Raw genomic sequence first — 14,731 nt, 5'->3', positions numbered from 1 at the left:
TCACTTATCTAGATACTTTATGTCCCGGACTCATTTTTAATGTGTTGATAGTCGATGATTGAATTACAATATAACTGTATTTTGGATAGACTCCAATGAAACTGAGAATGTATCATTACAAGTCGTGTCAATTCATAAGCATCTGATTGATTTGTTTTTCTTGTTTTCTAGAAATGGAGAAAATATGTTTTAAATGTTACTTTTAAGCATGTATATATTGATGAACTTAATATCGTTTTTTAAATCCTCTTATCCAAATTTAAATAATTCCTCTCTATCTTCTTTAAAGTAACTTGGAAATTTCAGCGATATAAAAATCAATGATACACCTTGAGACTGATTTTTGATTGTATATATAGATAAAAATAACACTTACTGTTAAACTCTCAATTATAGAGTGACCTTTAAGTAAAGGAGCAAACCCATGAAAAGAAGACAAAGAGATAACTATCCAAAAGAGAAAACAACTTATGATCAAAATGAGCCTCATTATAATACCTATTATCAACCTGTGGGTTCACCACCGAAAAAGAAGAAAAGTAAACGGCTCTTTCTAAGAATGCTTATTATATTTATTATTATATTTGCTTTGTTTACTGGATTAATGTATTTTTTATCATCTAGAGCGAATGTCGATGATTTACAAACGATTGAAAATAAGAGTAATTTTGTATCATCAGACAATATGCCGAATTATGTTAAGGGCGCATTTATATCTATGGAAGATGAACGTTTTTCTAAACATCATGGATTCGATATAAAAGGGACAACACGTGCATTATTTTCAACGATTGGTGAACATGATGTACAAGGTGGGAGCACCATTACTCAACAAACTGTAAAAAATTATTATTACAATAATGAACGTTCATTTACACGTAAACTAAAAGAATTATTTGTCGCGCATAAAGTTGAACAGCAATATAGTAAAAATCAGATATTAAGTTTTTATTTGAATAATATTTACTATGGTAATAATCAATATGATATTGAAAGTGCAGCAAATTATTATTTTGGTGCAACTACAAATCAAAATAATAGTTATTATCCGATTATTACTGTATTACAAAGTGCAATGCTAGCAAGTAAAGTTAATGCCCCAAGTGTATATGATATTAATAACGTATCAAATAATTTCAAGAATCGAATTAAAGTGAATTTAGAAAAAATGCGACAACAGAATTATATTTCTGACAGTCAATATCAAGAAGCCTTATCGCAACTTAATAATTATTAATATAGTAATATAACAATTTAATTGAATATAAACTAAGAGTGAGAATGAGAATAAATAAACTTCCATTTCGCTCTTTTTTAATATCAAATACTATATATGTTAGATTTTCTGTTATAAAATAAATATATTATTAAAATACAATTTTTAATTAGTATGAGGAGAATAATGATGCCGAAAATTACTAAAATAGAAGTTCAAAAAAATAATAAAGAACGATTTAATCTCTTTCTTGATGAAGCATTTGAAATGGGAATTGATATAGATACACTCGTTAAATTCAATTTGAAAAAGAACCAAATGATAGATGCTGCAGAAATGGAAAAAATTCAAAAATACGAACACTATCGTCTAGGGATTAATATGGCAATACAATATTTATCATATAAAAAACGAACTGAAAAAGAAGTTAGTGATTATTTGAAAAAGAATGATATTAATGAAATGACAGTACAAAAAGTGATTGAATATTGTTATAAAGAGCAATATATTAATCATGAAGATTACGCTGAAAGTTTAAAAAATACAATGATCAACACAACAGATAAAGGACCTGAAGTATTTAAACAAAAACTATACCAAGTTGGAGTAGAACCTAATATTATAGATAGATATGTTAAACGATATGAAGAAGAGCAACCTATAGAATCTATCATTCATGTTGCTAAAAAAATAATGAAAACTAAAAAAGGTCCTGTTGTTAAAGTAAAGCAAAAAGTAATGCATAGCTTAATCCAAAAAGGATATACAATAGAAACTGCACAAAATGTACTTAATGAGTTAGACTTTGCTCAAGACGAAGAAGTGCTAGATGACTTATTACAAAAGGATTTAGAAAAAGTTTATAATAAGCAACGTCGTAAACATGACGGTAATACATTAAAAATGAAAACAATAGAAGCACTTATGAGAAAAGGATATAATTATGATAAAATAAAAATTAAATTAGCAGAAAGTGGTATTTTAGATGAGTGACAAAAGATTAAGTGAAATGTCTGAGCAGGAATTGAGACATGAAATACAATTATGTAAAGAAAAAATGCGTAAAGCTGAAATGAATGGCATAATGAATGAATATGATGTTTATGAAAGTAAAGTCATTGTAGCTGAGAGTTATTTAGTCGATCGTTCTAAAATTAACATAGGTAGAATATATAAATTAAATGATGGTAGTGAACAATACTTTAAAGTTGAACGTTTAAAAGGGGTTTTTGCTTGGGGTTATAGAATAAATAGTACGAATCCTGAAGAGGGTTTACCCATTGCATTATTAAAAATTTAGAAGGATGTAACACAAATGGGAAGTTTAATCGTTTTAAAATTATTAAATGTTACACAATACTATAGAAACCAAAAGAATAGAAAGTGGTATCTGCCGTTTGGATATGGCGCGGAAGACATAGAATTAAATAAAATATCTTTACACATTTATCAAGGAGAAGCCCTTGCACTCATAGGAGAACCTGGTTCATCCAAAACATTGATTGGAAGAATTATGGCCCAAGATATTGCACCTGATAGAGGGAAAGTTGTACAATCAGCAAGTATTTATTATGGAGATATAAAAAACAAACATTTATTAAATATGTCTGTTAAAAGTTATATTGAAGAAACACAATGCTTATTTAATTACAAGACGTCTTCACATATTGTCGATCAAATTATTAAATATGCGCATTTAGATGATAAATCTTCGATTCAAGTGAATAAACTTAGTCACTCTGAGTATGCGCAATTGATTTTAAGTGTTGCAAGAGTTTGTAAAACAGAAATTATTATTTTAAGTCATATTCTCGAATATCTTGATGAAGCGTTTTTAAATAAGGCAAAACAACTTTCAAAAGACTATGTGTCTAATGACTTATCAATTATATTTGTAGACGATGATATTTCTAAAATATCTCAAGTGAGTAACTATGTTACATGGATTTCTCACGGACAAGTGCGTATGGAAGGGTCTTTAAATGACGTTTTACCGGTATTTAATGATCATGAAAGAGATAGATTAAGTATCGAAGATGAAGAAACACTTAAGAATTTTGATTTAGATTGGAAGAAAAGTAGAAGTAGATTGCCGGAAATGAGTTATAACTTTAAAAGAGTCGAACGATACAAACATGTTAAAGTTCCGGATTTTATAGTTAAATTTTGGACGCTTTTAGTTTCAACGTTAATCGTCTTAGTGTTACTTGGCACACTAGTAGTGAATAATATAGGAAAAATTGAAATTCCTATCAACGAATCTCAGAAGAAAGTTCAAAATCAAGACACGGATCCTTTTGAAAATAAACTTTCTTATGGAATTGTTTTACATGATGAAGTGACATTATCAAATCATCAAGATATTGCAATGCCAAAATATTCTTTTGTGACGATTACTGGAGAAAGTGCTTCAAAATATCGCTTAATTGTCGATGATGATACATATGAAGTAGGTAAGAACAAAATTTATTATTTTAATCCTGCTGCATTATATGAAACGCATAAATTTAGTACTTTAGCGCCTTATATGAAGTCAAACTACAGTAAGTATGTTGATTATTTTAATACTCAATTACATAAACCACATAAGCAAGTGAAAAAGACACTTGTTCCTGAAAAAGATCAACGATTTGTGGTGCCTATTACACAACAACCTATTAAAATGTTATTTAATGATGAGGATAAGTTAACTGGTTTTGTATTTCCTATAGTAGATAAATCAAAATTAGAGCGTAAATTTAATATTAAAGGTAATGTATGGATTTCAAAATTAAATAATGGATATTTAATTGCAGATATGAAAAATAGTAAATGGATTTATATCGAATTGTAGGTGTAAACATGATAGATAAGTTAATATTATATTTTAAACATTTTCCATCTCTTTTACATTTAGCTAAAGCAAAAGTAAAGGAGACTTGGAAATATGATGTGATTTTATTTTTAATACAATTAATTATCATTAGTATCATAATTGGAGTGATGTATTTTTTTAATACAGAAGAAATTGAAAAGGCCCAATGGATATATCGAATGATTGCGTTCTATACTTTTGTAACTATTGCTTATATTATATATAAATCATTCAAATTATATAATTATGATTATCTTATTGCTAAATCATTTCAACTCACACCTATTATTACGCCCATCCTTAATGCACTGATAGGGGCTATAATTATCTGTGTTTTATCATTGATTACGTCAATCTTTAAGCCAGTAAACCTTGAAACATCGGTGATCTCTTTTGTTTATTTTATACTAATGTCGATTATATTTATTGTTTTTATATCAATAACATTAGGTTTATTGACTTTAATAAGTAAAAAAGTATTTAAATTTTATGTGATAGCAATAATTGTGTTATTCTTTTTAGTACCTATCATTTTTATACCTAATAATAAGGCAAATATGATTGATCAAATATTAAAAATTAATCCATTGTATTATTTGATTGACGGATTATCATCTTCAATTGTTTTTGGATCTGTAAATATGTACAATATTGTGTATCATATTTATTTTATTGCTTTTTTAGTATTAATTGGAGTTATCAATTATATTTTAACTCGACTTGTTGCCCACAAGAAATATGAATATTTTTAATATATGAGTGAATCACTATAAATAACATATATATTTTTGATGTTATAATAATAACCCCTAAATGACTGTCAATAAGTCATCTAGGGGTTGTTTAAATTATAGTTAAAGTTAATGAATTAATGAGAGTACAATTTTTTTTGAAGTTTTTCTTCTGTAAATACCCATCCAATATAGGAATGGTCAATTTTTTGATCTTGAGTAAGATGTGCAATTGCTGCAAAAGAATAATGTCCTTTATTTAGATAACGTAAATCTATCAATCGTATCTCAGTTGTTTGATCATCAAGTTTACGTATTTGCCAACGATAGATAGAAGAGAATTTTAGAAACGTTCTTATTTCAGGATTACTTTTTATTTGCCATAAAAGTGTATCGGGTGAAAATTGTTGACGTTTTACTTTATCACTAAACGTTATATTACGACCATAAGCTCTACCTACATAATCATAGTTTTTAGTTTGAATCGCTACACGCCATTCCATAAATTTCATAGTAGGTGCAACAAAAATTTTCACAGGATGATGTTCATCATGAATGTGTTTCAACGCTTGAGATTTGATTATTGATTGCATTTTAAATCTAACAATATAATAAATAATTAAAATACCAATAATTGGAAAGAACACTAGATATGGATGAACGCCTAATAACCATAGCGTGATTCCTATACATAATATTAAAAAAATAATTGGATCGAATGTATTAATTACACCGAGTTGTATCCACTTATTTGATATAGGTCTAAGTGCTTGTGTACCATATGAATTAAAGATATCTACAAAAACATGTAAAAAGACCGCTAACTGAGCCCACATCCATATATGAGTCACATCTATATGCGGAAAGATAACATATATTATAAAAGCAAGTAATATTGGCCATAAAATCGTAAAGGGTATGGAATGTGTAATACCACGATGATGTGAAATATAAGTTGCATTATTTTTTAATTTTAAAACCGTATCGCCATCAGGTATTAAAGAACCCGCAATTAAAGTTGTTGCAGTAGCTGTCATAGAATGTGACATTGCTGGGTCTTGTGTAGCTAAAGCAGTTAGTCCAATGCCGATAGCAATATGAGTGGCTGTATCCATAAAAGTTCACTCTTTTCATCTTGATTTAATATATATTATAATCTAAAAATTAGAATAACAAAATTAAGATACTTATCAAATATTAGAAAGTATTATAACTTATACATTTTTTTATGTAAGAGAAAGGATAATTTAATGTTAAATGAAACGACATTTAAAAATAATATTGTGACATGGTTTGAGAAAAATCAACGAGAAATGCCTTGGAGGGAAACGACTAATCCATATTATATATGGCTAAGTGAAGTTATGCTTCAACAAACACAAGTTAAAACGGTCATTGATTATTACAATAAATTTATTCATCGATTTCCTACAATTGAAGCGTTAAGTGAAGCAAAAGAAGATGAAGTATTAAAGTATTGGGAAGGTCTTGGATATTATAGCCGTGCCCGCAATTTTCATACAGCAATTAAAGAAGTACATCATAATTATAATGGTGAAGTGCCATCATCCCCTAAAGTTTTTGGTGAATTAAAGGGAGTAGGTCCATATACTCAAGCAGCTGTAATGAGTATTGCTTTTAATCGTCCTTTAGCTACTGTAGATGGAAATGTGTTTAGAGTATGGACTCGACTTAATAATGACTATCGTGATATCAAATTACAATCTACTAGAAAATCATTTGAAAAAGAGCTTCAACCTTTTGTACAAGAAGAAGCGGGTACGTTTAATCAATCAATGATGGAATTAGGTGCAACAATATGTACACCTAAGAATCCGTTATGCCTATTTTGTCCAGTGCAGGAAAATTGTGAAGCATTTCGAAAAGGAACTACGTTAGAGTTACCTATCAAGACTAAAAAGCAAGCTAAGAAAATAATTAATCAGGAGGTTTTTTTAGTCAGAAATCAGAAAGGTCAATATCTGATTGAAAAACGTCAAGAAAAGCTACTTAATGGTATGTGGCAATTTCCGATGTTTGAAAGTCCTAATGGGATTCAAAAACTAGAATATAAGTTAAACCAGTCATTAACTTTAGCTGAGAACGCAATATTTCAATTAAAGCATCAATTTACACATAAAACTTGGAATTTAAATGTTTATAGTGTGATTGAAGATATAAATATTGAATCAGCACAATTACCAGACTTTATGGAATGGTTTGATTTAGAAAATCGAGACGATTATTCTTTCCCAGTATCAATGAGTAAAATATATGAGTTTATTGTTGGTAAATAGAAAAACATATTATCTCTCTATATCTCTTTAAAGAAGTTTAAAAAAATATGGTATAATTCGAATTGTAAAAACTTTAAAAGGTGGTGTGGAGTATGGTTAAAGAATCCATACCTAAAGAAGGCGAAAATATAAAAATCCAAAGCTATAAACATGATGGAAATATTCATAGAGTATGGTCTGAAACAACGATTTTAAAAGGAACAGATCACGTCATCATTGGTGGGAATGATCATACCTTAGTAACTGAAAGTGATGGACGTACATGGATTACTAGAGAGCCTGCAATCGTGTACTTTCATTCTGAGTATTGGTTTAATGTAATTTGCATGTTTAGAGAAGATGGTATTTACTATTACTGTAATTTATCTTCGCCTTTTGTATGTGATGAAGAAGCTTTAAAATATATTGATTATGATTTAGATATTAAAGTTTATCCAAATGGTAAATATCATTTATTAGATGAGGATGAATATGAACAACATATGAAACAAATGAATTATCCTCATGAAATAGACGTAATACTCAGAAGAAATGTAGACATTTTACAACAATGGATAGAACAGAAAAAAGGTCCTTTCGCTCCTGACTTTATAAAAGTTTGGAAACAAAGATATAAAAAAATTCGTAATTACTAAGCATAATTGAGGCAAATAGTAATTAATTAGTTTATAGTACTTGAGTAATAAATAAGAGGTTGAAACTACTTGCCTATTCTTAAATAAATGAGTTTATGAATAGAGGGTTCAACCTCTATTCATTTTTTGATAATAAAATTAAGGAGGAGTCAGTGTGATTCGACGATATTTAGAATTTGTCAAACCATATAAATATCGTATTTTCGCAACGATTATTATTGGAATTATAAAATTTGGTATTCCAATGTTAATTCCATTATTAATTAAATATGCGATTGATGGTGTCATTAATAATGGTACATTAACTACCAATGAAAAATTCCATCATCTTGCTATAGCGATAGGTATTACTCTATTTATATTTTTAATTGTGCGCCCGCCAATTGAATACCTTCGACAATATTTAGCACAATGGACGAGTAATAAAATTTTATATGATATTCGTAAGCAATTGTATGACCATTTACAAGCTTTAAGTGCTCGATTTTATGCAAATAATCAAGTGGGACAAGTTATATCGAGAGTAATTAATGACGTAGAACAAACGAAAGACTTTATTTTAACTGGGTTAATGAATATTTGGTTAGACTGTGTAACGATTATTATTGCGCTTTCTATTATGTTCTTCTTAGATATTAAATTAACACTTGCAGCAATTATTATTTTTCCTTTTTATATCTTTACAGTATATTTTTTCTTTGGACGTTTAAGAAAATTAACACGTAAACGTTCACAAGCATTAGCGGAAGTACAAGGATTTTTACATGAACGTGTTCAAGGTATGTCTGTAATAAAAAGCTTTGCAATTGAAGATAATGAAGCGAAAAACTTTGATAAAAAAAATAAAAACTTTTTAAGTAGAGCGTTTCAACATACTTCATGGAATGCCTATTCATTTGCAGCTATTAATACAGTCACAGATTTAGGTCCTATCATTGTTATTGGAGTAGGGTCATATTTAGCAATCACTGGTTCAATTACAGTAGGTACCTTAGCAGCTTTTGTAGGATATTTAGAACAATTATTCGGACCATTAAGACGTTTAGTTTCTTCATTCACAACTTTAACGCAAAGTTTCGCCTCTATGGATCGTATTTTTCAATTAATGGATGAAGACTATGACATTAAAAATAAAAAAGGTGCACAACCTATTGAAATAAAAGAAGGACATATTGAATTAAAAAATGTAAGCTTTAAATATAATGAAGATGAATCTTTAGTTTTAAAAAATATAAATTTAAATATAAACAAAGGTGAAACAGTAGCATTCGTCGGTATGAGCGGGGGAGGTAAATCTACGCTTATTAATCTTATTCCACGTTTTTATGATGTAAGTGAAGGTGAAATTTTGATCGATAGTCATAATATTAAAGATTATTTAACAGGAAGCTTGAGAAATCAAATTGGACTTGTTCAACAAGACAATATTTTATTTTCTGATACTGTAAGAGAGAATATTTTATTAGGACGTCCTGATGCTACTGAAGAAGAAATAATCGAAGCAGCTAAAATGGCAAATGCGCACGACTTTATTATGAATTTACCGAATGGCTATGATACTGAAGTTGGAGAACGTGGCGTAAAATTATCTGGTGGCCAAAAGCAACGTTTATCTATTGCGCGTATTTTCTTAAATAATCCACCTATATTAATTTTAGATGAAGCGACAAGTGCACTTGATTTAGAAAGTGAAGCAATTATTCAAGACGCATTAGATGTTTTAAGTAAAGATAGAACTACACTTATTGTAGCTCATAGATTATCAACAATCACACACGCAGATAAAATTATTGTTATGCAGCATGGCCAAATCGTTGAAACGGGTACACATAAAGAGCTGATTGCTAAAAAAGGTGAATATGAACATTTGTATAGCATTCAAGATTTATAACTAAATAATGAATACTAAAAAAGACAAACTCAACTTTGATAGTTAAGTTTGTCTTTTTTAGTATTGATATTTAATTTTTATAAATCAAAGTCTTCATCTTGAATTTCAATATCCGTGTCATTACGATGATACGTAAAGAAACTTAATCTTAGTCTATCTAAATGCTCTAAATAATATCGATATTCTTCAATAGCTGCGATAATTTGCATGATATTCGAATATGAATATTCTACTTGATATGGATTTTGAATTAATTGATATTGAAAAGCATCCATAAGATTTTTCTTTTGAGGATTTAAAATTTGATTATCAAAATCATCTACATTATAACGCGCCTTTTTTGATAAACTTTTTAAAATTTGTTCATGATACGCTGTTAATGAATCTAACTCTAATTTAATTTGAAATAATAAATTATGATTCGTATTATGCAAATCATTTTGATATCTAGCCATACGATTTAATACTTCGTAAGCTTGTCGAGTTGTTCCAACGACCTCTTTAAATAATATCTTTTTACGATTTTGTTGGAAAGCAGCTTTTCTTGTAAACGTACGTTCTTCGTGATAATAGTTATAGATTTGTTCTAATTTTATGATGCGAGATTCTAACTGTTCACCATCTTCTTTTATCTGATGATATTCAGAAGTATCATTAATCACAAGTTTAAACCATATAAATATGTCGGAAGAAATATTAACCGCATTATGATAAATTTTAGTTTCGAATTTTGGAGGTAAGAATACTAGGTTTACAAGTGAAGCACTTAAAACTCCAATCATTACTAAAATAAATCTAAATGTAGCTGCAAGATAAAACGATCCTGTATGTTGCCCCATAATGATTAACGCAGTGACACCTGCTAATGTTGCTACATGCGCCAAGTTTAATTTGTATAAAATGGCGATTAATAGAATGACTGTGATACCCATAATCACAATGTTTTTACCAAAAATGGTTACCATAATCACTGCTAATATAGCACCGATTAAATTACCTGTAGCTTGTTCAGATATCGTTTTCATTGAACGATATATATTAGGTTGCATTGCAAAAATAGCACTTATTCCTGCTACAGATTTCAAACCAACATTATCAGGTAAAAAAGAAGCGATAAAAAGGGCGAGAATGATAGCAATTCCAGTTTTAAGTATACGTGCGCCTAATTTCAAATACAACGCTCCTTTAAATAACAAGTTTATAGTTTAATGTATTTTTAAATTAGTATACACTCAACAAATAAAACTATACAAGTATACGCATATATAAAAACCCAAGAATGTATATTTACGATATGACATTCTTAGGTCCGTTAAATTTTAAATATTATTTCATTTGACTGAAGGCATAGTCAGCCGCTTCTAATGTTCGATCAATATCTTCTTCAGTGTGTTCAGTAGTTAAGAACCATGCTTCAAATTTAGAAGGTGCTAAATTAATACCTTGGTTAAGCATAAGTTTAAAGAATTTTGCAAATGCCTCACCATCAGAATTTTCTACTTGTTCGTAGTGTGTTACTTTTTCATCTGTAAAATAGAGTGTTAGCGATCCATAAATACGATTAATTGTTGCAGTAATATGATGTTTTTCGATAAGTTTATTTAAACCATCTTCTAAACGTTTACCCAAATTATCTAATTTCTCATATACACCACCTTGCTCTAAAACTTCAAGTAATGCAATACCTGCTCTCATTGAAAGTGGGTTACCTGCCATTGTTCCTGCTTGGTATGCTGGGCCTAATGGAGCAACATGTTCCATGATATCTTGACGGCCACCGTAGCCACCGATTGGTAATCCACCACCAACAATTTTACCAAATGCTGTTAAATCTGGATAAACATTTAATAAATCTTGTGCAGCGCCATAATGGAAGCGGAAAGCAGTGATGACTTCATCGTAAATCACTAAAGCCCCATGTTCATGAGTGATGTTGTTAACTTCTTCTAAAAAGCCTGGTTGAGGTTTTACCATACCAAAATTACCTACAATAGGTTCTACTAATACAGCTGCTACTTCATCTCCCCAATGTGACATGGCTTCTTTATAAGATTCAATGTCATTGAAAGGTACAGTAATGACTTCTCTAGCGACACTTTCAGGTACACCAGCTGAATCTGGAGAACCTAATTGAGAAGGTCCGCTTCCTGCAGCAACTAATACTAAATCAGAATGGCCATGATAAGACCCCGCAAATTTAATAATCTTATTTCTTTTAGTATAAGCTCTAGCAACTCGAATTGTAGTCATTACTGCTTCTGTTCCAGAATTAACAAAACGAATTTTTTCTAATGAAGGAATAGCTGCTCGTAATTTTTTACTAAAATCAATTTCAAGTTCAGTCGGTGTACCATATAACACACCTTTAGCCGCTTGATCTTGGATAGCTTCAGTAATATGAGGATGAGCATGACCAGTGATTATAGGACCATATGCTTGTAAATAATCAATGTACTTATTTCCATCGACATCGTAAAGATAAGCGCCATGACCTTCACGCATAACTACGGGAGCACCTCCGCCAACAGCTTTATAAGAGCGTGAAGGAGAATTAACTCCACCTAAAATATATTCATTTGATAACTTTTGAAGACGTTCACTTTCAGTGAAATTCATAGAGTATCAACCTTTCTTATTTAATAATATTCATTACTATCGTAACATAATAATTATAATATGAAGAAATGAGTGATACGATGTTAAAAATAGGAGATCTTTTTCCAAAATTTGAATTAGAGAATCAAAATGGTGAATTAATTACTAATGAAAAAATTATGGGAGAAAAAACAATATTATATTTCTACCCACGAGATAACACACCAACGTGTACAACAGAAGCATGTGACTTTAGAGATAATATACAATACTTTAATGATATGAAAGTTAAAGTTTATGGTATTAGCGGGGATTCTAGAAAAAAACACGAAAACTTTATTAATAAGCATCATTTGAATTTTGATTTGTTAGTTGATGATGAATTTAAGTTATCGAAGGCAGTAGGAATATATCGTTTGAAGAAAAGTTTTGGAAAAGAAAATATGGGAATAGTGAGAACAACGTTTGTAATAGATGAAGCGGGATATATTACAAATATCATTGAAAAAGTAAAAGTTAAAACACAAATAGATGAATTAAAACAAATGCTGGAGTGAGATAAATGAAAATCGTAAGCTTGAAACGTTTAGGTAATATAGAAAATGAATTAATAGAAAAGTATCCTGATATTTCATTTTTGTTTTATGATAAAGCAGATAATATTCCAGATAATGAAAAAAAAGAACTCGAGGTATTGATAGGGTATGACGGGGAGATTAATGAAAGATTTATAAAGTCTTGCCCGAATTTAAAGTGGATTGCATGGTATGCAACAGGCGTAAACAATCTACCATTAGAGTATATTAAGAATAAAGGAATTATTTTAACCAATACTAGAGGAATACAATCAAAGCAACTTTCAGAATATATACTAACTTTTATATTAGATGATCATAAAAAAATGAAAACATCATTTATTAATCAACAAAAGCATATTTATGATAGTACTTTGACAGGTAAACGTTTAAAGGATGAAACAATTTTATTTTTAGGTACTGGAGCTATTGCTCAAGATACTGTAAAGTTATTGACACCTTTCGAATTGAAAATAATAGGTGTAAGTAAAACAGGAAAACAAAAAGAAGGATTTAATCAAACATATGAGATAAATGAATTAGACGAACTATTAGGAGAAGCGGATATAATAATTAATACGTTACCAGAAACCAAAGAAACATATCATTTATTAAACAAACATCACTTCCAATTAATGAAGGAAGATACCTTATTTATTAATGTAGGAAGAGGAACTATAGTAGAAGAAGACGATTTAATTGAAATACTTAAAGAAAAATTAATACGTCATGCTTACTTGGATGTATTCGAAAATGAACCACTAGAATCAGAACATCCACTTTATGATTTAGATAACGTGACAATTACTGCACATATAACTGGTAATGATAAAGAAAATAAAAAGGAAGCAACGAAAATATTTGAAAGAAATCTATCTCATTTTCTCAATAAAGAAGAAATAAGTGAGAACGTAGTAGACTTAAAAGATGGCTATTAATATAAAACTTATGGAATAATTGACAATGCCGTATGAAAGTAGTTATATTATTAATAAGATAATAATAATTATAAAGTAGAAAGATGGTGAAAATGATGAGTGCAGAAATAGAATCAATTGAACATGAGCTTGAACAAGCTATAATAGCATTAAGAAAGTCAGGCGTTCGTATCACGCCTCAAAGACAAGCTATTGTTAGATTTTTAATTAGCTCACATACACATCCTACAGCGGATGAAATTTATCAAGCACTTTCACCTGATTTTCCTAATATAAGTGTTGCGACAATTTACAACAATTTAAGAGTATTTAAGAAGATAGGTATTGTAAAAGAATTGACTTATGGAGATGCATCAAGTAGGTTCGACTTTAATACTCATAATCATTATCATGTTATTTGTGAACGATGCGGTAAAATAGTAGATTTCCACTATCCTCAATTGGATGAAATTGAACAATTAGCTCAACACGTTACAAACTTTGACGTAACACATCATCGAATGGAAATTTATGGATTGTGTGAAGAATGTAAAAATAAAGAATAAAGTTAGGCAATGACTTTAATGTCATTGCTTTTTTTGTTTATAAGTAATCAAAGAATTTAAAAGATAAATATTAAATAAAAAATACCATAGAGTTTTAGTATAAAAAATACTCATTAAAGATGATGAATACATTTAGTGTGAAATATTAAACAATTTTATATTATAAAATTCATTGACGTTCAATAATAAACTTGCTATTATATAAAAGTCGTCAAAAACAAAAGATATTGTTTGAAAACGCAAAGTAAATTAGTTTAAAACAATGTTAAGAAAGTGTAATTTTGACTATTGATTATAAAAACAATTTATTATAAGATATTATTTGTTGAAATATTAATTAACTTCAAGAAAAGAAAAATTAAAAAAGTTCTTGACAAAAATAATTAGTATTTGATACAATTAATAAATGTAATTGTTAAAACGAACATTGAAAACTGAATGACAATATGTCAAC

14 protein-coding genes are annotated in these 14,731 nt (G+C 29.0%); 11 read left to right on the top strand and 3 right to left on the bottom strand.

All coding sequences use genetic code 11. The features are described from left to right. Positions 1-424 precede the first annotated feature (424 nt). The 5 genes from sgtB to HMPREF2647_RS06515 all read left to right on the top strand — a co-directional run bounded on the left by sgtB (position 425) and on the right by HMPREF2647_RS06515 (position 4,822). On the top strand, positions 425-1,237 hold the full coding sequence (gene sgtB, locus HMPREF2647_RS06535; RefSeq protein WP_002450042.1) for a monofunctional peptidoglycan glycosyltransferase SgtB: 813 nt from the start codon (positions 425-427) through the stop codon (positions 1,235-1,237). A gap of 168 nt (positions 1,238-1,405) precedes the next feature. Further along, positions 1,406-2,209 (top strand): recombination regulator RecX, encoded by an 804-nt coding sequence (recX, locus tag HMPREF2647_RS06530; RefSeq protein WP_002488055.1) that lies wholly within the window; start codon positions 1,406-1,408, stop codon positions 2,207-2,209. Beyond that, a complete protein-coding gene (locus HMPREF2647_RS06525) occupies positions 2,202-2,516 on the top strand; it encodes a YfhH family protein (RefSeq protein WP_049379624.1) in 315 nt (104 codons plus the stop codon). The genes recX and HMPREF2647_RS06525 overlap by 8 nt, the downstream gene beginning before the upstream one ends. Before the next feature lie 15 nt (positions 2,517-2,531). Further along, complete coding sequence (locus tag HMPREF2647_RS06520) at positions 2,532-4,049, top strand: ATP-binding cassette domain-containing protein (RefSeq protein WP_049379625.1); 1,518 nt, start codon at positions 2,532-2,534, stop codon at positions 4,047-4,049. A gap of 8 nt (positions 4,050-4,057) precedes the next feature. Then, on the top strand, positions 4,058-4,822 hold the full coding sequence (locus tag HMPREF2647_RS06515) for a teichoic acid transporter (RefSeq protein WP_049379626.1): 765 nt from the start codon (positions 4,058-4,060) through the stop codon (positions 4,820-4,822). A gap of 116 nt (positions 4,823-4,938) precedes the next feature. Here the strand turns inward: HMPREF2647_RS06515 and HMPREF2647_RS06510 are convergent, their stop codons facing one another. Further along, positions 4,939-5,916 carry a metal-dependent hydrolase gene (locus HMPREF2647_RS06510; RefSeq protein ID WP_049379627.1) on the bottom strand — a complete coding sequence of 326 codons (978 nt, stop codon included), beginning with the start codon at positions 5,914-5,916 and terminating at the stop codon, positions 4,939-4,941. Between the two features lie 135 nt (positions 5,917-6,051). Between HMPREF2647_RS06510 and mutY the strand changes: the two genes are divergently transcribed. From mutY to HMPREF2647_RS06495, 3 genes are all read left to right on the top strand, one after another. Beyond that, entirely contained in the window at positions 6,052-7,098 is a 1,047-nt protein-coding gene (mutY, locus tag HMPREF2647_RS06505) for an A/G-specific adenine glycosylase (RefSeq protein ID WP_049379628.1), read from the top strand. A 92-nt stretch (positions 7,099-7,190) separates the two neighbouring features. After that, a complete protein-coding gene (locus tag HMPREF2647_RS06500; protein WP_017175215.1) occupies positions 7,191-7,733 on the top strand; it encodes a nucleoside tri-diphosphate phosphatase in 543 nt (180 codons plus the stop codon). A gap of 154 nt (positions 7,734-7,887) precedes the next feature. Then, complete coding sequence (locus HMPREF2647_RS06495) at positions 7,888-9,624, top strand: ABC transporter ATP-binding protein (protein ID WP_017175214.1); 1,737 nt, start codon at positions 7,888-7,890, stop codon at positions 9,622-9,624. A gap of 77 nt (positions 9,625-9,701) precedes the next feature. Here the strand turns inward: HMPREF2647_RS06495 and HMPREF2647_RS06490 are convergent, their stop codons facing one another. Continuing rightward, positions 9,702-10,796, bottom strand: a complete 1,095-nt coding sequence (locus HMPREF2647_RS06490; protein WP_017175213.1) for an FUSC family protein — start codon at positions 10,794-10,796, stop codon at positions 9,702-9,704. Between the two features lie 154 nt (positions 10,797-10,950). Then, positions 10,951-12,240 carry a glutamate-1-semialdehyde 2,1-aminomutase gene (locus HMPREF2647_RS06485; RefSeq protein ID WP_070859755.1) on the bottom strand — a complete coding sequence of 430 codons (1,290 nt, stop codon included), beginning with the start codon at positions 12,238-12,240 and terminating at the stop codon, positions 10,951-10,953. An 80-nt stretch (positions 12,241-12,320) separates the two neighbouring features. Between HMPREF2647_RS06485 and HMPREF2647_RS06480 the strand changes: the two genes are divergently transcribed. From HMPREF2647_RS06480 to perR, 3 genes are all read left to right on the top strand, one after another. Beyond that, a complete protein-coding gene (locus HMPREF2647_RS06480; RefSeq protein ID WP_017175211.1) occupies positions 12,321-12,776 on the top strand; it encodes a peroxiredoxin in 456 nt (151 codons plus the stop codon). A gap of 5 nt (positions 12,777-12,781) precedes the next feature. After that, positions 12,782-13,732: a phosphoglycerate dehydrogenase gene (locus HMPREF2647_RS06475; RefSeq protein ID WP_017175210.1), complete on the top strand. Its 951-nt coding sequence runs from the start codon at positions 12,782-12,784 to the stop codon at positions 13,730-13,732. A 95-nt stretch (positions 13,733-13,827) separates the two neighbouring features. Then, the gene (gene perR / locus HMPREF2647_RS06470; protein ID WP_017175209.1) at positions 13,828-14,277 is read left to right on the top strand and encodes a peroxide-responsive transcriptional repressor PerR; all 450 of its coding nucleotides are present in this window, start codon (positions 13,828-13,830) and stop codon (positions 14,275-14,277) included. Positions 14,278-14,731: the final 454 nt, after the last annotated feature.

It is taken from the genome of Staphylococcus sp. HMSC035D11 (assembly GCF_001836075.1).
Lineage (GTDB): Bacteria > Bacillota > Bacilli > Staphylococcales > Staphylococcaceae > Staphylococcus > Staphylococcus hominis.
The sequence above is the reverse complement of the archived record's forward strand: the minus strand, read 5'-3'. Positions and strand labels throughout refer to the sequence as shown.